General features: G+C 34.1%; 16 protein-coding genes. 9 read left to right on the forward strand and 7 right to left on the reverse strand.

Features of this window, described 5'->3' with window-relative positions; translation table 11 throughout:
* Positions 1–231 (reverse strand): transposase (locus BM088_RS21940; protein WP_143085138.1); only part of this gene is annotated, 231 nt, incomplete at its 3' end.
* 94 nt (positions 232–325) lie between these two features.
* Between BM088_RS21940 and BM088_RS21945 the strand changes: the two genes are divergently transcribed.
* The 3 genes from BM088_RS21945 (at position 326) to BM088_RS21955 (ending at position 5,240) form a co-directional block, all read left to right on the forward strand.
* The gene (locus BM088_RS21945) at positions 326–937 is read left to right on the forward strand and encodes an ankyrin repeat domain-containing protein (RefSeq protein ID WP_091989888.1); all 612 of its coding nucleotides are present in this window, start codon (positions 326–328) and stop codon (positions 935–937) included.
* 1,264 nt (positions 938–2,201) lie between these two features.
* Positions 2,202–3,773 carry a hypothetical protein gene (locus tag BM088_RS21950; RefSeq protein WP_143085140.1) on the forward strand — a complete coding sequence of 524 codons (1,572 nt, stop codon included), beginning with the start codon at positions 2,202–2,204 and terminating at the stop codon, positions 3,771–3,773.
* A gap of 261 nt (positions 3,774–4,034) precedes the next feature.
* The gene (locus BM088_RS21955) at positions 4,035–5,240 is read left to right on the forward strand and encodes an IS256 family transposase (protein WP_091989894.1); all 1,206 of its coding nucleotides are present in this window, start codon (positions 4,035–4,037) and stop codon (positions 5,238–5,240) included.
* Positions 5,241–5,512: 272 nt separating this feature from the next.
* Here BM088_RS21955 and BM088_RS21960 read toward each other — a convergent pair whose 3' ends face one another.
* Positions 5,513–6,238: a hypothetical protein gene (locus BM088_RS21960; RefSeq protein ID WP_091989897.1), complete on the reverse strand. Its 726-nt coding sequence runs from the start codon at positions 6,236–6,238 to the stop codon at positions 5,513–5,515.
* 597 nt (positions 6,239–6,835) lie between these two features.
* Here BM088_RS21960 and BM088_RS21965 point away from each other — a divergent pair.
* Positions 6,836–7,384 (forward strand): hypothetical protein, encoded by a 549-nt coding sequence (locus BM088_RS21965; protein ID WP_091989899.1) that lies wholly within the window; start codon positions 6,836–6,838, stop codon positions 7,382–7,384.
* Here the strand turns inward: BM088_RS21965 and BM088_RS21970 are convergent.
* The 3 genes from BM088_RS21970 to BM088_RS21980 all read right to left on the reverse strand — a co-directional run bounded on the left by BM088_RS21970 (position 7,381) and on the right by BM088_RS21980 (position 13,323).
* Positions 7,381–9,945, reverse strand: coding sequence for a serine/threonine-protein kinase (locus BM088_RS21970; protein ID WP_091989902.1), 2,565 nt, complete (start codon positions 9,943–9,945; stop codon positions 7,381–7,383). The two genes, BM088_RS21965 and BM088_RS21970, sit on opposite strands and share 4 nt — an antisense overlap.
* 20 nt (positions 9,946–9,965) lie before the next feature.
* A complete protein-coding gene (locus BM088_RS21975; RefSeq protein ID WP_091989905.1) occupies positions 9,966–10,955 on the reverse strand; it encodes an FHA domain-containing protein in 990 nt (329 codons plus the stop codon).
* Between the two features lie 1,528 nt (positions 10,956–12,483).
* Positions 12,484–13,323 (reverse strand): HDOD domain-containing protein, encoded by an 840-nt coding sequence (locus BM088_RS21980; protein WP_177208137.1) that lies wholly within the window; start codon positions 13,321–13,323, stop codon positions 12,484–12,486.
* A 307-nt stretch (positions 13,324–13,630) separates the two neighbouring features.
* Between BM088_RS21980 and BM088_RS21985 the strand changes: the two genes are divergently transcribed.
* The 3 genes from BM088_RS21985 (at position 13,631) to BM088_RS21995 (ending at position 14,927) form a co-directional block, all read left to right on the forward strand.
* Positions 13,631–14,407 (forward strand): OprD family outer membrane porin, encoded by a 777-nt coding sequence (locus BM088_RS21985; protein ID WP_091989910.1) that lies wholly within the window; start codon positions 13,631–13,633, stop codon positions 14,405–14,407.
* A complete protein-coding gene (locus tag BM088_RS21990; protein WP_091989913.1) occupies positions 14,397–14,582 on the forward strand; it encodes a hypothetical protein in 186 nt (61 codons plus the stop codon). Before BM088_RS21985 ends, BM088_RS21990 begins: the two co-directional genes overlap by 11 nt.
* A gap of 129 nt (positions 14,583–14,711) precedes the next feature.
* Positions 14,712–14,927: a DUF6500 family protein gene (locus BM088_RS21995; RefSeq protein WP_091989916.1), complete on the forward strand. Its 216-nt coding sequence runs from the start codon at positions 14,712–14,714 to the stop codon at positions 14,925–14,927.
* Between the two features lie 261 nt (positions 14,928–15,188).
* Here BM088_RS21995 and BM088_RS22000 read toward each other — a convergent pair whose 3' ends face one another.
* Positions 15,189–16,862 carry an alkaline phosphatase gene (locus BM088_RS22000; protein ID WP_091989918.1) on the reverse strand — a complete coding sequence of 558 codons (1,674 nt, stop codon included), beginning with the start codon at positions 16,860–16,862 and terminating at the stop codon, positions 15,189–15,191.
* Positions 16,863–17,015: 153 nt separating this feature from the next.
* Positions 17,016–17,372 carry a ribosome recycling factor family protein gene (locus BM088_RS22005; protein WP_091989921.1) on the reverse strand — a complete coding sequence of 119 codons (357 nt, stop codon included), beginning with the start codon at positions 17,370–17,372 and terminating at the stop codon, positions 17,016–17,018.
* Between the two features lie 103 nt (positions 17,373–17,475).
* On the opposite strand from BM088_RS22005, the gene BM088_RS22010 reads away from it, so the two are divergent.
* Positions 17,476–18,393 (forward strand): aldo/keto reductase, encoded by a 918-nt coding sequence (locus BM088_RS22010; RefSeq protein WP_091989923.1) that lies wholly within the window; start codon positions 17,476–17,478, stop codon positions 18,391–18,393.
* A gap of 261 nt (positions 18,394–18,654) precedes the next feature.
* Entirely contained in the window at positions 18,655–20,910 is a 2,256-nt protein-coding gene (locus BM088_RS22015; protein WP_091989926.1) for a tetratricopeptide repeat protein, read from the forward strand.
* The last annotated feature ends 36 nt before the right edge of the window (positions 20,911–20,946 follow it).

The raw sequence follows: 20,946 nt of genomic DNA on the forward strand, positions 1-20,946 counted from the left end.
TTTGAACAGTCTCATTAATATGCCTTTTCTTGACCAAAGAAGAAAACGACGATAAATGGTATTCCACAACCCAAAACATTCAGGTAAATCACGCCACGGACAGCCAACACGTAAGCGATAAAGTATTCCTTCTAGTGTTTGTCGATGTTCAAGCTTGTTATAAACTCTATCTTCAAGCAATATAGCTTTTAGTTTCGACCACAGCTCATCAGTGAGCATTAATCGGGGCATGACAATCTCGTTTAGTTTGGTTTTGGCGAAGTGAATTATACGAGATTGTCACTTACGCACAAAATTCAAACAAAGATCAACAGCCCCTAATGCTGTGTGCTATAACAAAGTTGAAATATTAGAAAAAGAAATTGAACGTTATCCAAAATTGGTAAGTATTAGAGGGAATAAAAATATCTCGCTACTTGCATTAAGTTTATTGTGCCAAAGCCGTGATGTATTTTATTTTTTATTAAAAAAAGGAGCAAATCCTGATGTGGCGATGGAAAATGGGAAGTTTTTACTTCATTTAGCTGCAGAAATTAAGGACGATTACTACTTAAAGTTAGCGTTAGAATTTGGTGCTACGCCGGATAGTATAAACAACAAGAAGTTATGGAAGCCTACAGCAATATTTTCAGCAATAGGTGGGAATCAAGACAATAACATAAAAAGTTTATTTTCAGCTGGTGCAAATATTAATTTAAAAAATAGTTCAGGAGATACTCCATTACTATATGCTGCTAATATGAATCAATATAGAACAGTTCATGTATTGTTAAAATTGGGTGCAGAAATAGGGATAAAAAATAATTTTGGTTTGTCCTTAGAAAATAAAATAGAAGAAAGTAGTATAGCCTCGGGAAGTCATGCCGCTATTTGGCGTGACAAAGTTATAGAATACTTAAAATCAAAAGGACATTTAATATCACTAAAAAACCCATAAGGCACTGGTACCTATATGTTCTTATTAATTTTTCTTTTGGTTTAGGGGTACTTGCCTGGCCTTTTGTATTTTACTTTTCTATTTTTTTATTTGATAGTCCAAATTCGAATTTATCGACTAAGAATGCTGTAGAAAATATTTATATGAGTATTTTGTATTATCCAGTATTCTATTTTTTAGGGCTCTTAATCAGTAAAAAAAAATTTAGTAATAAAAAATATAAAGAAGGTATAGCTTTTTCAATAGCTGTACCATTAGTTCCTATAATATGGGGACTTTATAATTATATAGCATTGTAAAAAATAAAAAGAAAAGAAAAGGGGTCAAAAAGGGGTCAAGTCACTTGCTTCATAATACTTATTAAAAATAGTGTTATATTTGCCCTTTAGCTTGATTTAAAAAACGCTGAATTCAAGTATTGAACCTTGCATTCACTTGACTTCAAACAAATCTGTTTTGAGAAACAACTATAGACACCCATAAATATGTCTTTGATATTTGAAGAATAAGGTGGGTTGTCTATACTTTAACCACTGGTAAATCATTATTGGTGGTGAGTAAAAAAAAGGGGTCAAGTCACTTGCTTCATAATACTTATTAAAAATAGTGTTATATTTGCCCTTTAGCTTGATTCAAAAACGTTGAATTCAAGTATTGAACCTTGCATTCACTTGACTTCAATAAATCTGTTTTGACTTTAAAATGCCTTGCTTTTTGCAGGGCATTTTTTATGTTTGCATATTAATAAAAATAGGCAATAACGCCAGTTAGCTAGGCAGTGAATACCGGTAGAAGTAGGCAGGTGATACCGGTTACATAGGCAAACGAGTGCAGCGCCACTATTTTACTGTAATAATGCTGTAATACCTTTATTGGGCTATTTCAGTAATCTTGTTTGCTTAAGGTTTTAAAAACTTTTAAACAAAAACTCAGTTCAGCTTCTAAAAAACTTGAGAGTACAACGCAACCTTTTGCACTGCGCGCGGGCAGTTGGGTTTGTTACGTATGAAATCTAAAGGAGTAAGGTATGTGTAATGTAGTAATAAAAAATGAGACTGGAGTTTGGATACTCAATCGTTCAGATGTTCAAAAGAATGGATTCATTAAAATGGGTGAAGTGTTATCAAAATTAACAACCTCGGTACTAATTTGTCTGTTGGCAGTTTCAGGTTCAGGATATGCATTTAACGCAGATGAACATAAACTTATTGTCGATCGAGGCGCAGATAAAGTAGAAGCTGTCGGCGTAAATTTTCCTTATGGAATGAGCCTTGGAAAAAATGAAACTGATTACATCAAACAGTTTAAACAAGCAAAAATGTTTGCGGTCGGCTTCGATAGCAATGATTTTGAAACCGATTTCAAAGCTGACAATATTTCTCAAGACACTTGTCTAGACGATGCAAATTATCGGCAGGATATTCATAATAAAAATTTACGGATACCTGAACCTGAGGAGGCACCAGAGAAAATTTTTAACATCCCCTCATATGTATATCCGAATATCTCTGCATTTAGCATGGGTGAACTGACTGCTTTATACGGTGATTATAAAATGCTGCCAAGGTGTACTACTGATAGCATGCCACTTTTGGCTGTATGTTTTCTATCTATTGGCGCTGATGAATATTTAACCCTAACGAGTTTGGAACAAAACTATAACCCTTCAATTAAGTCAGACTGTTTAAATGAAAAAGTTACCCAAAAAGACTACCTTAAACATTTGGCTTCCGGCATTGAAGCACCACACGGTTACTTTGGTAATCTTACAAGCAATTCAGAAAGATCCACCGACTATCAATACACAGCTTGGTGGGGTGATGAGATGATGCGCCTTGCCATGGTAAATCAAAATCACTTTTCAAAGACTGGGCTGGCCGTTTACATCGGATTGCATCGTTCAGCATTGGAGTTTGCTGTAAAAGCAAAACAAAATGCCCAGTACTGGACCCTTGCTATGCATTACGAGGCTGCCGCACTGCATTCACTCACTGATTTATTTGCATTTGGTCATAACGTAGTTGATCGTTCAGGTACGAGTAACAAAATATTGGACGATACTAATATGTTGAATATACAACCTGTTGCAGACCTAATGGAAATACTCCACGACACTGGTATCAGACATGATGGCCCGAGTAATGGGATCCTTGATGGTCTTAACAGAGTGACATTTATGGAAGGGAAAGTCGTGCCGGGTTACCTAGATAATTCAGTGACGAGAAGCGATCAAATGGGATATTTACCTCAGGTCATAAGGCCATATTTAAGGGTGAGATCCCTTGGTGAAAAGGATAATCATGATACATTCAATTTACAGGGGGCTTGGGTAAAAAACTACAGAGGGGACTTGTTCAGGATCTATGGAGATGGTAAATATAATATGGAACCAGTACCAGGTGAGCCTGTTGATTATATTGATGATGTCAGTAAGTCAGTCATAAGCAATGCAGTAACCGCTTCGATACAGAGCCTAATTAATGCTCATCGATACGGGCTCAATGCCGTTACACCTGGTCACGTCGGCGCAGAGCAAAATTTTGAAGCTATTGCATACTTGCCTTATTGGGTTCGGTATGAGAAATCACACAACTATGATGGTTATTATTTTCAAACTGCCAGTGTGATTGATGCAGTGCTGAATAGAACGGGTGAATCCCACCCTGCCAATTGTATTATACCTCCCTTTGAAGGGGTAACACTTGAAAATTGGGATAAGGATCCAAGTCATTATTGCGCTGAATATTCAGGTAAACCGGGTGCTCTTTTAAACGGAGTCTCACTGGGGGAGGATTATATATACCCTCAACTGATAGACGGGGGAGAGCACCACTAAGTCAACAATTTAGCTTAACTGTCGAGGCGACAAAATAATCGCCGAAATTGGTCATAAAACAGTAACTATTGACACGAACCACTTTGCAAGCACGATCGGTTTTGATCTTGTAAAAAATACAAAATAAATTTTTATTTTTTGTTAGTCAACATTAGCAAATGTTAACGAACAAAAAGAATAAAATATTTTTTTAGACTGTAATTAATATTGTGTAACTGCTTATCACGACTACTCTTTATTGAGTTAATGGATAGGCAGATTATGAATAAAACAGAATTAGAAGCATTTGCCCGCGAAGCGGCAAAATCAATAAAGACTGAAAAAGATCTCAATAACTTCAGTCAAATGTTAACCAAAATCACTGTTGAAGTAGCTTTAAATGCTGAGTTAGACAACCACCTTGGTTATTCTAAGCATGAAGCCTCAAGCTCAGAAAATAGCCGTAATGGATTCACCAGTAAAACTATCAGAACTGAAGATGGGCAGTTTGAAATTGACACTCCTAGAGATAGAAATGGGAGTTTTGAACTTAAACTCGTCAAGAAACAACAAACACGATTCACCTCTATGGATGACAAAATACTCAGCTTGTACGCTAAAGGCATGAGCACCCGTGAAATCGTTGAAACCTTCAAAGAAATGTATGGCGCTGATGTTTCAGCTTCCTTGATATCTAAAGTCACAGATTCTGTTATTGAAAAAGTAGTCGAATGGCAATCCAGACCTTTAGAACCTGTATATCCGATAATTTATCTCGACTGTCTTGTAGTTAAAATTAGGCAAGATAAACAAGTCATCAACAAAGCAATTTACTTAGCTCTTGGCGTAAACCTTGAGGGACATAAAGAGTTACTTAGTATGTGGATCTCAGAAAATGAAGGTGCAAAGTTTTGGCTGAATGTTCTAACAGAACTACAAAACAGAGGCTTGAACGATGTTCTTATCGCTTGCGTGGATGGTCTAAAAGGCTTCCCTGAAGCCATTAATACTGTTTACCCTCAAGCTCAAATTCAGCTCTGTATTGTGCATATGGTACGTAATTCAATGAAATATGTGCCCTGGAAAGACTACAAGGTGATAGCGAAAGATTTAAAGTTAATTTATCAATCTATAACTGAAGAGGAAACGCTCAAAGCATTGGATGAGTTTAGCGAATGTTGGGATGATAAATACCCACAAATAAGCCGTTCATGGCGTACTCATTGGGAAAATCTAAATACGCTGTTTATATATCCTCAGGATATTAGAAAAGCAATTTATACGACCAATGTAATTGAATCACTAAATAGCGTTATCCGTAAGGCGATTAAAAAGCGAAAGCTGTTTCCAACAGACGATTCAGCTAAAAAAGTGATTTATCTGGCGATAGAAAATGCAGCTAAAAAATGGACTATGCCCATTAGGAACTGGAAAACGGCCTTGAATCGATTTATGTGTAGTAGCTCAGATGTAGTAGCTCAGACTTGATCTGGCAGTTACACAGAGTTATTTACAGGGTCATTTTGTATTTTTTACAAGATCTAAACCGATCGTGCTTGCAAAGTGGTTCGTGTCCATATATGTCTAAAAAAAACTTGTTTCAAGTGCTTAGGTTTAGTTTGAAGGATCTACTTTGTGTTTTATCAATGGATTTATAGCATGGAGCATTGACAGTTACCCACTTTGATTTAAGATTCGACACCTTAATCAAAGTGGGTAACTGTGCTTTTTTGACTGTGTTTATTTATCTTCTGGATATATTACTTACAGTAAATACGTACACTATTTAAACCTGTATCGTCATCATCCCCTTGTTGAGATTCAACTCTAGTGGCTATTCCTTTAACGTAAGTACCACTTGGGCATGTTTGTTTTGGTGACCAACTTCCCCAAAATCCAGTTCCCGCGCTAGCCATACCATCCTTACAATAAAAGTCTATATCATTTGCTGCTGTATCATCATCTGAACCTTGTTCGGCTTCTACTCTAAAATCGTAACCATTAAAGCGTACATCATTACCGCTACACGCTCCAAGAGAAGACCATGTTCCCCAAGCACTTTGTGATGAACTGATATATTTTTTAGTTCTATTCCATCCCCCACTTTCACAGGTTAATTGAATGGCATTAAGTGCTGTATCATCACCATCTCCCTGTTGAGATTCAATTTTCACCTTAAAACCAGTGACATATTGATCACTCTCACAAAACTGTGGGCTACCCCATACTCCCCAAGGAGTTGCATTTGTTGCTTCAATGACATAATAACCATTTTCGTAATAACCTAAGGTAGAAATTACGCCACTGTTAATCGTCTTGATTTCTTTTTTTTGCTCTTTTTTAATTAATTTTAACGCTTTTTTTTCTCCTACAAAATCCGGATGTAACTCAGCATGTGTATATTCATCTTTAATCGTATTAGCTACTACGTTTGATACAACTGATACCGACATTACAGTAGTGAACAGCAGAGTAAAAGTTTTCATAATAAAGTCCTATTTATTTAATATATATTCGGGATTAAATAAGTGCGTTAAATACACTCTCATGTCATTATTCTTTTTATTGAAGCCATATGAGCTTGATTGCAAGCTTATAGGAGTTATAAAAGAACAAGTTAAAGATTATCGGATTATTTATTTTTTAATATTACATCTCTATAACACTGTATGCAGACTCGCAGTTAATTTGGCCAACTGATTTGAAAGATATCGTTACTCCACTGGAGCTTAAATTAAAGGTTATCTGCAAATGAGCATTCAGGTTTGAATCAATAATTATAATTATTATTTCATAATTATAATTAGAAAAAGTTTTGTAGTTATGAATTTTTATAAACTAGCAATGCAATATCAGTATTCTAGCTGTTTTTTGACTTCAATCTTTTCGATTATTTTTGTAACTTGGTTCATGAAACTTAAAGCTGGCTCACCAATAAAATATAAAAAATCATTAGGCAGCTTTATTTTTTAATACACTTAGAAAAATCGCCGTTTTATATAACAAAAATTTTTAAGTATGATAATCTGTACCTGATTTAGGTTCTAATTTAATTTAGAGTATAAAATATAAAAGGAATTCAGATGACTGAAAAAGAAAGTAAAGTAAATATAAATCTGTCTGGCAATGAAATTAGACTAGGTTCAACTATTAATTTTTTTGAACTGCACCCACACTCCGACGAACATTGGAAAATTAAGAGGTTAATTGAGCATAAATATGAGGTTGTTCCATTCAATGAAGCTTTTATTGTGAGATTTGGTTCAGACTTACCGAAAGACTTTTACTACGAGCTTCCAAAAGCAACTCGGTTAGAAATAGAATTACAACAATCAACTACCTTTGTCGTTGACATTCCAAAAACAGAAGAGGGTAATGATTGGCGTTTCTCTGGAGATGGAATTTCTTTATCTGATGTAAATAACTTTGATTATCAGCTACAAACCCAAATTAAAAACCAAGGTAGAACTCTGATTATATCGATAAACAATGTCAGGGAAACAATATCAGATAAGGATCATCTAGATTTTCGTTTTATTGCAATTCGCCTAAATCAAAAACGTGGAGGCGCATTAAACCAGATTTATTATTCTCAAGATCCCAGAATTGGTGTCAGAAGACCAACCCATTAATTTTCATTTTGCGTATTTAGGCAGCTATTTCTGCTGCCTAGACTTTGTAAAAGCATATTAAACTCTTGATAATCACATAACTCACTAAACCAAGCTAAGTTAAACCAAACTGCGCCATAACCCGATTTTACAGCTTCCTCAACATGAACTAATGCTGATTTATTCTCTCCCGCTAGGGTATAAATTAAAGCAGCTGCATAGCTATATTCCAACCGATTGGGTGAGATTTTAATAGCCTGATTCAGAGATTTTAACGCATTGTTATATTCTTTTAAATGTGCATAAGCTTGGGCACTATCTAAGAGTGCGTAAAATGTATTCTGGCCAGCTAGCATTGTAAGTATTTGTTGGTAATACTTTTTAGCCTGAGTCGTATTGCCAGCTAGCCATTCAATATCCGCTAAATTTAAAAGCATCATAGAATTTTTTGGACTTTTACTCCATGCTTTTCGTGCTGAAACTAGTGCTTTTGGGTATTGTTTTTTTAACAGATAACTTAGTCCTAAATTGTTTAAGTCCAGAGGTTGGGCATTAATGTTTATTGTTTTGTTATAGGCTGTTATCGCTTCATCTATATTACCTTCAGCCAAATAAATATCAGCTAGTAACTGGTTTGGTCGATAGTTATCCGGTGTTAAATTTAATAAGTTTAACAATAGCGTTTTAGCCTGTTCAATCTCTGAGTTTTGAAAGTACAAAGCTGCCAAATTGTATTGTAAAATACTATTTGATCTAAAACTTAATGCTAATTTAGTCTGCTTAATTGCCATTAAAAGGTCATTTTTTGCGAGATACCATTCAGCTCTCAGTTCGTGGTATATAACAGGATCAACATCATATTTTCTTGATTGTTTTAAAATTTCGTCAGCTTGTTCTAATTTACCTTCAGCTATGGCTAACATTGTACTATCAATAGTGAATAACATACTATTTCTGTATGTTATAGGAGCGTTATTTAATAGTTCGCTTAATTGATTTAAATAATATGATTCTTTGGTTTGATAATACATTTCTAAGCTTGTTTTACGATATAAAGAATATCCTGAAAATAGTTGTGGGGCCTTATTTAATAAGGTTTTTAGTTCTGATAGATTGTTGTCACTATCTTCACCTTTCAATTCGATATTGTTATATAGCTTAATATAAGCGATATAATCATTTTCGTTAATACTCACGTTACCTTGGTTATTATCTTCTTTAATATTTAATAATGAAGCCATTTGGGTTGTAGCGTTGTGATAAATTTCACGATAATTCTTGATATTGACATTCCAGTTCTTCTGCGCTGTTACGCTCCAGTGCTTCCCGCTGAGGTGAGAAGATATAACGCTACACTGAATATTATTACAGTTTAAATTAGTACTAATAATATCGCTTGCACCTGTGATTTGGGCTACTTTTTTTAGCCCTTCTTTAGTTTCAAGCACTTCTTCTCTAGATATTAACTGTATTCTTGGGTTATTAATGATTAATTGACGGATAGCATCATCAATAGTCACTGTGACTAAATCTTTGTGCATTTCACTTAATTGACTGTTTTCATTTAACTTAGGTTTCAGTACGACTACATAACGGTGAACAGGCTCAATTTTAAAAAAATAAGCCAAAATACAAGCGACTACGAGGCTAAGCACTCCAACAATTGTCAATATATTCTGGTTTTTCTTAAACTTACTTTGAGTTATTTTTGGAGCCGTTAATTCACTTAAAACAGTTGTGTCTTGAGCTATGATTTCCTCCTGAGTAATGTTAATTAATATCTGCTTAAAACGTTGTGTCACTTGTTGGCTACATTGTGGTCGGCTACTTGGGTTTTTACTTAATAATTTATTGAGTAGCTCGATTAGAGGTTGTGGAACACAAGGTAATATAGTGCTAGCACAACTTGGTTGTTCATCAATAATTGCTTGCGTAATATTCAGACCTTTGATGTTGTCAAAAGGGTGCCGTCCAGCAATAAAAGTAAAAGCAAGTAAACCTAAAGAAAATAGATCAGAACGATAATCAATTTTATTGTTTTTTAGTTGTTCTGGGGATGCAGCATTCGAGCTTGCATATGTTAGGTGTTTAAAGTTAGATTCTCGATTATTACATGTTAACTGGGCAATTCCAAAGTCGGTAATTTTGGCATTCCCTTTTTCGTTAATAATAATATTTGAGGCTTTAAGGTCACAATGAATGATCCCCTCAGCATGAGCTGAAGCTAATCCTGCACTAATTTGACAAATAAGTTCCAATTTTTGAATTAGACTTGTGACATTCTGTTTTTGAAATTGCTGTAATGTTTTACCTTTAATATATTCCATCACCAATGAAATTTGATTTTCCGCTTGGTGTATATCATAAAGTTGCACTATGTTTGTATGATTTACTTTTGCTAGCAGCCGAGCTTCATTTAATGAATTTGCAATTTGAATTTTTTGAGTGCTACCGCTTGTTTGTGTTTTTAATTGTTTAATTGCAACAGCTCGGTGCAAACGAGTATCTTCTGCAAGAAAAACCTTGCCCATACCTCCTTGACCTATGAGTTTTTTTAACTGGTAATGACCCAAATTTCTCATATTTAAAATGTTCACATTATTTAATTATGACATGTAAGTTGATTATTATTGATCGCAGACTCTAGTTGTTTTCCTTTGTAAATCTCAAAGGCTGAACCTGTAAAACGTACATGCTTTTTACGTCTTTCAATAATATTATCTGAAATCAGTAAATCTGATAATAGCTCTGAAAATTGCTTTCGAATTCGATGTATTTGAATATTTAGGTGGTATATATCCAATCCTAAATCTTTACACAGAGTTTCAGTATTAATCCAGCCAAGCATGTCATGGTTGATATTAGTTTTTATATCTTTAGCCTTACACCTAGCAAGGTGTAATGTTAAATAATGATGAATATACGTTTTAAAATCTATAAGTCCTTTAGGAGACGTTAGTTTAAGGCAAGTGGTTTCTTCATCCAAACTGATATCGAAAATTAACTCTAAATCATCTATAGAAAACTCCTCAGTATTGTGTGCTTCAGTATCGTTTTCTAAATGACTAAGTTTCAATTTCCATTTTTGACCGTTAAACTCGACATTTTCATGTTCATTTAACCTGAAAGAGCTAGAGTCATCTTTATTGATGTATTCTATAGACCAACAATTTTCATTTTTATTAAAAATCATTGCAATTTCTGGTACCTCTTCGCAAGGGAGCAAGTGATATGGTTTAAGTTCAATTGCATCAGTTACACCATCGTCGTTATCAGGAATAAGTAAATCGCAGGGAGCCGATAAATCCTGAACAATATAGTTATTGCTTTTATCAGGTGATAGGGTAATGCAATCACCTAGCTTTAATATACGTGTTTTTTTTTTGTCTAATCTAGTATCGTTTACCCAGGTTCCGTTCCGACTTAGATCTCGCAGTAACCATTTATTATTCTGCCACTCTATTGTCATGTGGATTTTAGAGATAGCTGGATTTGAAATTAATGTGTCAACCGAATAAATAAACCTACCAAAGCTATGATGGGCATATAAATACAGTGCCTTTTTTGTGCCTTCTTCAATTAAATAAGCCATAGCGGAACCTTGTTTGTACCTATTTTGGGTTTATACTACAGTAAAACTTAAATACATTCTAAATATTTATCAGATTTTATAGCGCTATATCCTGATGCATCATTCAGGTTTCTTCATAGGTAACCTTTAACAACTATAGACACCCATAAATATGTCTTTGATATTTGAAGAATTAGGTGGGTTGTCTATACTTTAACCACTGGTAAATCATTATTGGTGGTGAGTATGGCTAGGGCAAGAGAGTCTTTAATTGATTTAGATGCAACCTCGAAAAGAAAAGGGGTCAAGTCACTTGCTTCATAATACTTATTAAAAATAGTGTTATATTTGCCCTTTAGCTTGATTTAAAAACGCTGAGTTCAAGTATTAGAACGTGAATTAATTGACCTAAATAAAACTGTTTTGACTTTAAAGTGCCTTGCTTGTTGCTGGGCATTTTTTATGTTTCCTTATCAGTTTAAATGGGCAATACCGCCAGTTAGCTAGGCTGTGGATACCGGTAGAAGTAGGTAGGTGACAGCGGTTACATAGGCAACCTGGTGCAGCGACACTCGTATTTTTATTTATTAATTCAAGCTACTTGTATTCAATTATGGAATTTAAAAATAGGGGGAATCATTTTATTTGGAATACTTTTTATTAGACGAATTGAATATTTTATATATGAAAAAATAAACCTTTGCAGTATAAACTTACTCAACTTGAACAGCAATAGGGCAACATTTAGAAGGGGCTTGTAATAACATATATTCGATGTGTTGCTATATCTAAATACACAAAGAGTTTTTTTAAATCAGGCTTAATATTTTTAGAATAAACTCATTGCCATTGTCCATACAAGTTAATATTGTTATTACTGAGTTCATTTCACAGCATATCAAAAAATATCGATAAAATAGAACCTCCTTCAGATCACATTATGGGGTTAGGTCCAGGCTCATCCTCCAATAATCTCAATGCTTACAATGATAGCCTTTATTTTGCAGCTGACGAAGGAACATCATTTGAAAAACTGCGGCAATACAATCGCAAAAGTAAAATCCTCAGAATTATAGAAGGTATCAGGTAGGTTCGCTCGTTGAAAGTATTTAACGGAAAATTATACTTTATCGGCACAAACGATGAGTTTGGCACTCGATTATGGTCTTATGAGGATGTCACCAAAGAATTTAGCTTTATAAAAGAAATACCACCTAGCAATTTATTGCAAAGTGGATATGTAGAATTAGTATTTTTGCTTTTTTAGAACTTCTATGTTCGATTGTTATTGTGCAAGCTCAACTTGTTTGGATTAAGTAGTCATTTTTTGTTTTTTTGAATGGTTAATTCTGATGCAAATGTCAGCATAAGCTTGTTATATTTGCCATTCTTAATTGAGTTGATAAATAGTTTCAAAGCCGTTGGATAATTATTGTAGCAGTGTTTTTAAGCTTATTTTTCATTCCTTACTTCAGCGAGTATTTACCTCTTACTTAATTTAGGTTTTGGTTTCAATTAATGCTTACGCGATGTGTACTTTAAGAACAAATCAATTGTTTAACTTTAATGCTCTCATTATTGCAATGCCTTCAATATTGCAAAAGTTTATAGCTTCGTCTAACTCTTCCATGCTGATGTCTAGTTTTTGTAAAATAAGCTTATTAATAAAGGTTTTTTTAGAATACATGCCCGGATGGGAATTTAATAATGCAAGCCGAGTACATATGTATAATAAATCAGCTGCTTCACTGGTGTCTTCTTTATTTAAATTATTAAAATTACGTATGGGTGAAATAATGCTTTGTGGTAGCTCCCATAAAGTGAGTAAGGCTGTACTGCAATCTGCATAAGTAAAGCCAAAGACTTCTTTTTGTCTGAGCCAGGGGGTTTCATCCTGATTATAGTCTTGACAATATTGCACTTTTTTAGGGTCAGTTTGCATTATGATCAGCTCACCTATGTTATGCAATAAACCCGAAACAAAAATACTTTTTGTGTTTTTTATGTTTTTCTTTTGAGCCAAATATTTACACAGTAGGGCCGTATCTACACTGACTTCCCAAAACCTATCCATATCAATTATATTTTCGTCTACGGATGAAAAAGCAGTTGTAACGCCATAAGTATTAATCAAGTTATGAATTTCATTTATTCCTAATACTGCAACTGCTTTTGAGATTTCGTCAATTTCAGCAAGGTAGCTAAAAAGCGCGCTATTTACTATTTTTAATACCGATGATGATAAGGCAGGGTCTAACATTATTATGCTTGCAATGTCAGTGAGTGAAGATTGTTCATCATCCATAATTTCTTTTAATCGAATATATATATCGGGTAAAACACACAGTTTCTCTACATTTTGAGCGTATTGAAGGGGGGTCATTCGCATTTTTAATTCCCTATCATGAAGTCCTAAATCGAATATATAAAACATAAAAAACGATAGTTTAATAAAGATAAAACGTCAAATGAATTAAGGGTATATAAGAGGTAATGCTTTGGTACTATCATAAAATAAATTTAATGCTATATGATTTTATTTATAATAAAAAGTAATGATATTGGTTCTTGTTTGTATTGTTGATTCAGATCATTTATTTGATGATTATGCTCATTTTAACAATAATTTAGTTTGTTTGATTATTTTCTCTCATATATATTCGTGCACACTTTCAACCGCCCATAAATGAAAAGTAATGAAATTTAATAAATTAACTCAAGTAATTACAGTCACCTTAAGTCTATTGACTATAAATAATTTTGCTGCAAATGAAGATGACAAAAGTACATTTTTTGGTAATTTAAGGCTTGGGTATATTACTGCCGATGATGGTGACGGCCATAGTGAAAAGGGCTCTGCATTTGGTGGGAAACTAGGTTATATCAGTGAGTCGTGGCAAGGGCTCAGTGCTGCTGGTACTTTATACACAAGCCAAGCGCTATTTAACGATGAAAATGGTGATTTTTTTGCTTCAGATGGCTCGAGTTATGCCATTTTAGGAGAAGCTTATCTTAATGCTCAGTTTGGTAATACGTTAGTCAAAGGTGGACGTTTTGGTTTTGATTCTCCTTATGCCGATACTGATGATATTCGCATGGTACAAAATACTTTTTCAGGTGTTTTATTTGCAAATAGTGATATTAAAAATACTCATTTATATGCTGCACATTTAAATAAATGGTCGGGTGTGGATACTGATAAACCAGAAGAATTTGAAAAAATAAATGCTGATGATGGTATAAGTACATTTGGTATCGTATATGAAGGCATAGAAAGTCTAGATTTACAAACTTGGTATTATAATGGTCGTCATTTCGCAGACTTGATTTATGTTGAAGCTATGTATGAAACAAAGCATTTAACCTTGGGTGCTCAGTTTAGTGCTCAATCAGATAATACAAAAGATAACAGCGGACCACACCATTGGGGATGTACCAAATCAAGATGCAATTGCCATTGGCATGGAATATAACGGCATTGATAATCTGACTTTAGGTGTGCTCAATGTAGCTTTTGACAAAGGTGCTGATGAAACAGATTTTACTGCAAGTTATGATTTATCTGACAATATGACGGTGGATATTATTTATCATCACATGCATTCTGATGGTGATATGTTACTTGTTATGTACAATTTAGACTTTTGAAGTTTATGATTGCCGCTGGATGTTAGGCTAAGCACATCATAGAAGGGTATTCGTATATAGACTTTTATTACCGTATTATCAATCTATTAGATATACTATCGCCATATTATAATTTAAATACTTAAAGTTATGCGCGAAAGTTTAAAACGAAAAATAATATCAGTATGTGATAAAAAAATTGCACAAAAAGGTGAAAACGTAGGGTTATCTTTTTATGCTTTTTTTGCCAATAAAAATAATGACCCAGAATTATTAATGGAAGCCGCAACTTGGTGGATCATGACGCACAAATTAGATCATTTTGAAAAAGCAATAAAAGTTAAAGCTATGGTTCAAAAAATGTAATTTTAACCATTCCCACATGGCTTTTAAAAACGGGTTCAAAGTCGTTTCACTTTAAACGTGAATGACCTAAGGACTTGAAATAATTTAGTTTAGTTTAGTAGATGAGTTAACCAAGTGTTTGTGAACTTTATTTTTTCTCAGAAATAAAGGTGGCTTTAATAATGAGTGCTTACGTCCTTGTAAGCTGAGTGTGACATCCTTGGCACACACTGATATCAAAATTGACCTTATTTTTTGATATCAGTGAATAATCTGTACTACTTATTCTGCAATGAGCGCATTCATCATTTTTTGACCTAGCTCAACATGATGTTGCATGGTTGAAAATTGCTTAGTAACACCTTGAGGACCAAATGCGTAAACTGGTACAGGTGCCGCAGTATGTGTACCTGTGCCCCAAACTGTATTTTGATCAGCCCCTAGAGTGCGGCCAATTAAATTAGCGTGAAGTTCATCACCATAAACATAAAACTCTTTGAAATCATTGATTTTAGGAAATTCTGGTGCAGATAAATATTTATGTTCAGCCACGTAGTATTCATTTTCTTCGCGTTCAGCAATAGGCGAAGATTGTTCGGCTGTTACTTTAAAATCACTATAGTTATTGATTGCAGCAGCCCATTGATCACCTGTGCTATTGCTAAAGTCCCAATCGGAGTCAACCTGGTTCATCATGTCATAAAAAGTACCGCTTTGGGCGTATAAACGGTCAAGTTTAGATAATGCGCCAAAATTAAAGTTAGGTTTATAATCTTTACCTTGCATACCATCGCCTGACAATGTTTGTGCTTGGGGTAAATCTTTACGGGAGTAACTAAAACCAAAACTGCCTGTTTCGTGATCTGCTGTTACAACAACCAATGTATCGTTACGGTCTTTTACCCATTCATAAACGGCATCAACTGCTTCATCAAACTTTAATAATTCATGTAACATCCAGCCTGCGTCATTAACATGACCTGCCCAGTCAATTTGCCCGCCTTCTATCATTAAGAAAAAGCCGTCTTCGTCTTTAGATAATACGTCTAATGCTTTTAAAGTCATGTCACGTAATGATGGTTGTGTACAAGAGTTATCTTTTTTACAAGCTGAATAGGCGATACCATCAGCCATTCCCGAATTAGAAAATAAGCCTAATAGTTTATTGCCTTCTACTGAGTTGAGCTGTTCGCCAGTAAAAGCAAGATTATAACCGTGGTCATTTTTAGCCTCTAAAATAATATTACGGTCATCACTTCGTTTTGATTTTTTATAAGTGCTTAAAGGTAAACCAAGTTCAGCCATTGCAGTGCGTTCTGTTTCATCTGTTTTGATATTTGATGGTAAAAATACGCGTGCCCCACCAGATAAAAGTACATCTACATTGCCTGACTCAACAAGCTCGGCAGCAATTTGAGCTTCTTGTGATCTATGAGGTTGATGTGATGCAAATGCTGCAGGTGTTGCATGGGTAATACGGGTATCAGATACTAAACCTGTTGCTTTGCCCATGGCTTTTGCTTTTTCTAATATTGTTTGTACTTTGTTACCATGAGTATCTAAGCCTATCATTTCAGAACCCGATGCCATGCCTGTTGCAAGTTGCGTTGCAGAACAAGCTGAGTCTACAACTAAGCTACCTGTTTCACCATAAGGCGCATTTAGCGATAATCCCATTTGACCTGCATTGGCAAACTTAGATAATGCTGTCATATTGTTTTTTGAATTATAAGTCGATTGAGGTGCACGGCGAGCATATTCTTCTAATAACCCAACTTGTTGTGCCCCCATACCATCACCTATCATTAAAATAACATTTTTAACTGATGTAATTTCAACAGGGGGGACTTCTTTAATTACCTCAACCTCTTTTATTACTTCAACTTCTTTTTCATCGTCACTACAGCCTGCTAATAATATTGCTGATACTGCTAAAGCTAAAATTTTTTTGTTCATTTTGTTAAACCTTAATTAATCAATATAAAGCCGTGAAATCTGTGCGCAAGATTAAGGTAGAAATATGACAAATTGATGGCAGAAATATGTAATTTTGAGTTTTAGCTCTAGTTATGCTGTATTAGTTTGAAAGTATGAGGGGGTATTTGAATTTTATTGCCACTGTGCAATATCAAGGGCTTGTCGTGCTTGTGCTAATGTACAATCGGTTTGTGCCATTAATTGATTAACGCTAATAAAAGGTGATTTTGTGATGATTTCTACTAAATCATTTATTGATAACTCAGGTTTATATTTTTGTAATTCATTTACAAACCACTGCCAGCTAGGTTCTTCACTCAATTGTACTTTATTTATGATTTCACAAATGTGCGCCCAGTCAGCATGTAAAAGCCAATTTCGAGAGCGGCCTTTGCGTTTTATAACCGCACCCGAGTTTTGAATTATCAGTTTTAAAGTTTTGTGGTTTTTAGTTCTGCGTACAAAACTGTTTAGTGGTATTTCAATCATTTGTTTTAATTTATATTATTTTAAGCGTTAAACCAATAGTTATTGATGATATGAAAATTACATTTTATCATAATCTACTTCTATTATTTCGGATAATTTTACGATGCAATACAAAACGATAAAAAATACTGCTATTTATTCATCTCGCCTAATTTATGGTTGTATGCGTATCTGTGGCGATAACTCTATTGAGGATAAAAATAAAGGAAAACGTGCCATACATAGTGCCATTGAGGTGGGTTATAACCATTTTGACCATGCGGATATTTATGGCGCAGGGCAAAGTGAAACTTTGTTTGGCGAGGTTTTAAAAGCATCTCCAAAATTAAGAGAAGAAATGTTTATTACTTCTAAAGCTGGGATCAGGCCTAAAAGCAGTGAAATGGACTATGCACCAACACGTTATGATTTTAGCAAACAGTATATTTTAGAATCAGTTGAAGGTTCATTAAAACGTTTAGGCATAGAGCAATTGGATATGTTTTTATTGCATAGGCCTGATTATTTAATGAATGTACATGAAGTTGCCGATGTTTTTGACGTATTACAAACAAGTGGCAAAGTGAAACATTTTGGCGTGAGTAATTTTAAACCCTCACAAGCTGCTTTATTACGATCTGCTATGTCAATGCCCTTGGTGGTTAATCAAGTTGAAATTAATATACATAATATAGATACCTTGTTAAATGGTACCTTAGATCAGTGTCAACAACATGACATTACACCAATCGCTTGGTGTCCTTTAGGTGGAGTGGCTTATCCTGCATGGGGAAATACATTTACTGGAATAGATGAAAAAAGGATTGAAACTGAACTGGCATTACAAGCAATAAAATATCAATGTGAGCCTTGGTTAGTGATACTGGCCTGGATATTAAAACATCCCGCTGATATTTTTCCTATCATAGGTTCAACTACGCCAGCGCGTATAATAGCAGCTAAACACGCTTTGGAATTACAGTATTCTCGGGAAGACTGGTATCGATTATTAGAAGCAAGAAATGGTGTATCTGTGCCCTAATTGTATTACTGGAAATAGTGTTATTTTGCTCTTTATTACTGTAACGCAGACAAAAGTAATGATATTCCTTTTTGTAGACTAGAAGGCTATACTTAGAACTTGAAATTATAAGTAAAGCTTTTTTAATTGTGTGTTTTTTTACATGGATATATTGGATATCAATAAAAACAATCTCTTTTTTCTAGAAAACGCTTGCTCTGTCGAGATTTAGGGAAAATATTTATACAACGCTTTTATTATGAGTGGTGAAAGATATATTTAATGGATAATCAATTGCAAAAACATAACTTCGCTTTGTCTATTTCAAAAGTTTCTAACAGTTTACAGCTAATTTTTTGCATTATATTTTATAGTTTTATGTTGTGCTCATTCTCGGCACTTTCAAACACGAAACAATCAATTTACAAAGTTGATGAAATTGAAGCCTTACTCACTTCAAACCCCAATCAAGCGTTAAGTTTGAGTCAATCCGTATTAAAATCGCTTCCCAGTAAATTAACTAAAGAGACAAAAGAGTCACATTTTCAGCTTAGTTTAATAGAAATTAAAGCCTATTTAAAATTAGGTAAACTTGCAACAGCTTTTAATTTAGCAGATTCTTTAGTTGAGTCTGTCAGAGTACAAAAAAACTTATCCTGGCTTGGTAAAAGTTATCAAATATTAGGTTTTATTAGCCAAGCTCAAAATAAAATAAAAATGAGTACAAATTATTTTCAACAAGCAAAATTAGTGTTTGAGAAAAATAATGAGCAACAGGCCTTAAGCTCTTTATATCTTCAACTTAGCCGTAACTATAGATATCAGGCTCAATACAGCCAAGCACTTAGTTTATTACAAGAAGCACAAACGATTGCAAAATCTTTTAATAATATTTCTGAACAAGCTGATATACATAACGCCTTAGGTGTACTTTATGATTATATGGGAAGTTATGAGTTAGCGTTAATTCAGCATGAACAATCTCTTGTGTTGCAAAGACAAATTTTAAATGAGCAGGGTATAGCAAGTTCACTTTACAATATAGGTGAAATTTATCGAAAAATTGACAATTTGCCCTTAGCATTAAAATATTTTAAACAAGCATTAAAAGTAGATGAACAATTGGGAGATCCCAGGCATATTGCAAATAGTAATGGCAAATTATCACAGGTTTATTTACAAATGAATGATCTGTTACGTGCTCGAGAATATGCTCAAATTGGCTTGAATATCGCTAAGTCTTCTAAAGCTGAGGGGGAAATAAGTTGGAACCAGAGTAATTTAGCGAAAGTTTTAATTGCACAAGGCGATTTTGAAGAGGCAGAGAAATTATTAAAAGATGCATTATTATTAGCGATAGCGTCTAAAGCAAAAAGAACTGAGAATATGCTGCGGATTACCTTAGTGGAGCTTGCCGTTCAACGTGAAAATTATGAACACGCAATACCTCTAATTAAAGCTGCGTTATCGGCTTCTGATATGGATCTGAGATACCGTGCTCAGTTATATGAATTACAGTCGCAAGCATTTGAAGCATTAAAACAATATCAAAATGCATTGAGTAGCTATCAAGCTTTTAATGTGCAAGATAAAGCAATACGCGATAAATTAAATAATCAACACGTAGAAAGGTTGATGCAAAATATTGAATTTATTAGAAAAGATCAAGAGGTTGAGTCTTTGAAAAAGGACCAAGCACTTAAACAAGCTAGTTTGAAGCAATTGAAATTAGAAATAATGTTAATTTTACTTGGATTTACGCTACTACTTGTTGTTATTGGGGCTGTTTTTTGGCGTCAACGACAAAAAAGCCAACTGAACAATTTAAAAGCGCAATTAATGACACAGGCAATTGAAAGGAAAAATCAGTTACTAGCAAATGTTTCTCATGATTTAAGAACACCTCTAACGATTTTGAAACTTAATATTGAATCACTACAATATAATTTAGAGTCTGATACTGACCAAGCATATGCTAACGTGCATAGTAAAATCGCTCAGCTTAATACACTTATTCATGATATTTATCAGGCAACACAATTTGATAATAATATATTGGCTTTAGAGTACCAAAAAGTAGATATATATCAGTTATTAGCTGGAATGTGTGATGATTTTGAAACTTTAGCCGAGAAAAGTAATTTACAACTAACGTTTCAAAACTCAGGTGATGCAAGTGTTGTTTCTATTGATCCTGAGCGATGCAAACAAGTGATAGGTAACTTACTACGCAATAGTATTAGTTATACAAATGAAGAAGGGATGATTAAGCTCAGTATAAAGATTTTTCCGGAATCATTTTCTATTTTTATAGATGATAGTGCACCTGGTTTAGATGATGAGGATTTTGACAAAATATTTGAGCGCCTCTATCGATGTGAAAAATCACGTAATAGAGATACTGGGGGTTCTGGCTTAGGTTTGGCTATTTGCAAGCAAATTATGTTGGCACATGGAGGTGACATCAACGCTAAAAAAAGTGATTTAGGCGGTGTAAAAATGTGTATCACTTTTCCGATAATCCCCCTTAAAACTTAATTTTATTTTTTAAATTAAGTTACAAAATTATCATGA

Origin of the sequence: Pseudoalteromonas denitrificans DSM 6059, from assembly GCF_900112265.1 — a bacterium.
Classification (GTDB): Bacteria; Pseudomonadota; Gammaproteobacteria; order Enterobacterales; family Alteromonadaceae; genus Pseudoalteromonas; species Pseudoalteromonas denitrificans.

What these genes read in the sequence shown, in the direction of transcription:
- BM088_RS21960 (WP_091989897.1), bottom strand. Translation starts at nt 6,238, where the DNA reads ATGAAAACTTTTACTCTGCTGTTCACTACTGTAATGTCGGTATCAGTT.
- BM088_RS21980 (WP_177208137.1), bottom strand. Translation starts at nt 13,323, where the DNA reads ATGCGAATGACCCCCCTTCAATACGCTCAAAATGTAGAGAAACTGTGT.
- BM088_RS21965 (WP_091989899.1), top strand. Translation starts at nt 6,836, where the DNA reads ATGACTGAAAAAGAAAGTAAAGTAAATATAAATCTGTCTGGCAATGAA.
- BM088_RS21950 (WP_143085140.1), top strand. Translation starts at nt 2,202, where the DNA reads ATGAGCCTTGGAAAAAATGAAACTGATTACATCAAACAGTTTAAACAA.
- BM088_RS22010 (WP_091989923.1), top strand. Translation starts at nt 17,476, where the DNA reads ATGCAATACAAAACGATAAAAAATACTGCTATTTATTCATCTCGCCTA.
- BM088_RS21985 (WP_091989910.1), top strand. Translation starts at nt 13,631, where the DNA reads ATGAAATTTAATAAATTAACTCAAGTAATTACAGTCACCTTAAGTCTA.
- BM088_RS22005 (WP_091989921.1), bottom strand. Translation starts at nt 17,372, where the DNA reads ATGATTGAAATACCACTAAACAGTTTTGTACGCAGAACTAAAAACCAC.
- BM088_RS22000 (WP_091989918.1), bottom strand. Translation starts at nt 16,862, where the DNA reads ATGAACAAAAAAATTTTAGCTTTAGCAGTATCAGCAATATTATTAGCA.
- BM088_RS21975 (WP_091989905.1), bottom strand. Translation starts at nt 10,955, where the DNA reads ATGGCTTATTTAATTGAAGAAGGCACAAAAAAGGCACTGTATTTATAT.
- BM088_RS21995 (WP_091989916.1), top strand. Translation starts at nt 14,712, where the DNA reads ATGCGCGAAAGTTTAAAACGAAAAATAATATCAGTATGTGATAAAAAA.
- BM088_RS21990 (WP_091989913.1), top strand. Translation starts at nt 14,397, where the DNA reads ATGGAATATAACGGCATTGATAATCTGACTTTAGGTGTGCTCAATGTA.
- BM088_RS21970 (WP_091989902.1), bottom strand. Translation starts at nt 9,945, where the DNA reads ATGAGAAATTTGGGTCATTACCAGTTAAAAAAACTCATAGGTCAAGGA.
- BM088_RS22015 (WP_091989926.1), top strand. Translation starts at nt 18,655, where the DNA reads ATGGATAATCAATTGCAAAAACATAACTTCGCTTTGTCTATTTCAAAA.
- BM088_RS21955 (WP_091989894.1), top strand. Translation starts at nt 4,035, where the DNA reads ATGAATAAAACAGAATTAGAAGCATTTGCCCGCGAAGCGGCAAAATCA.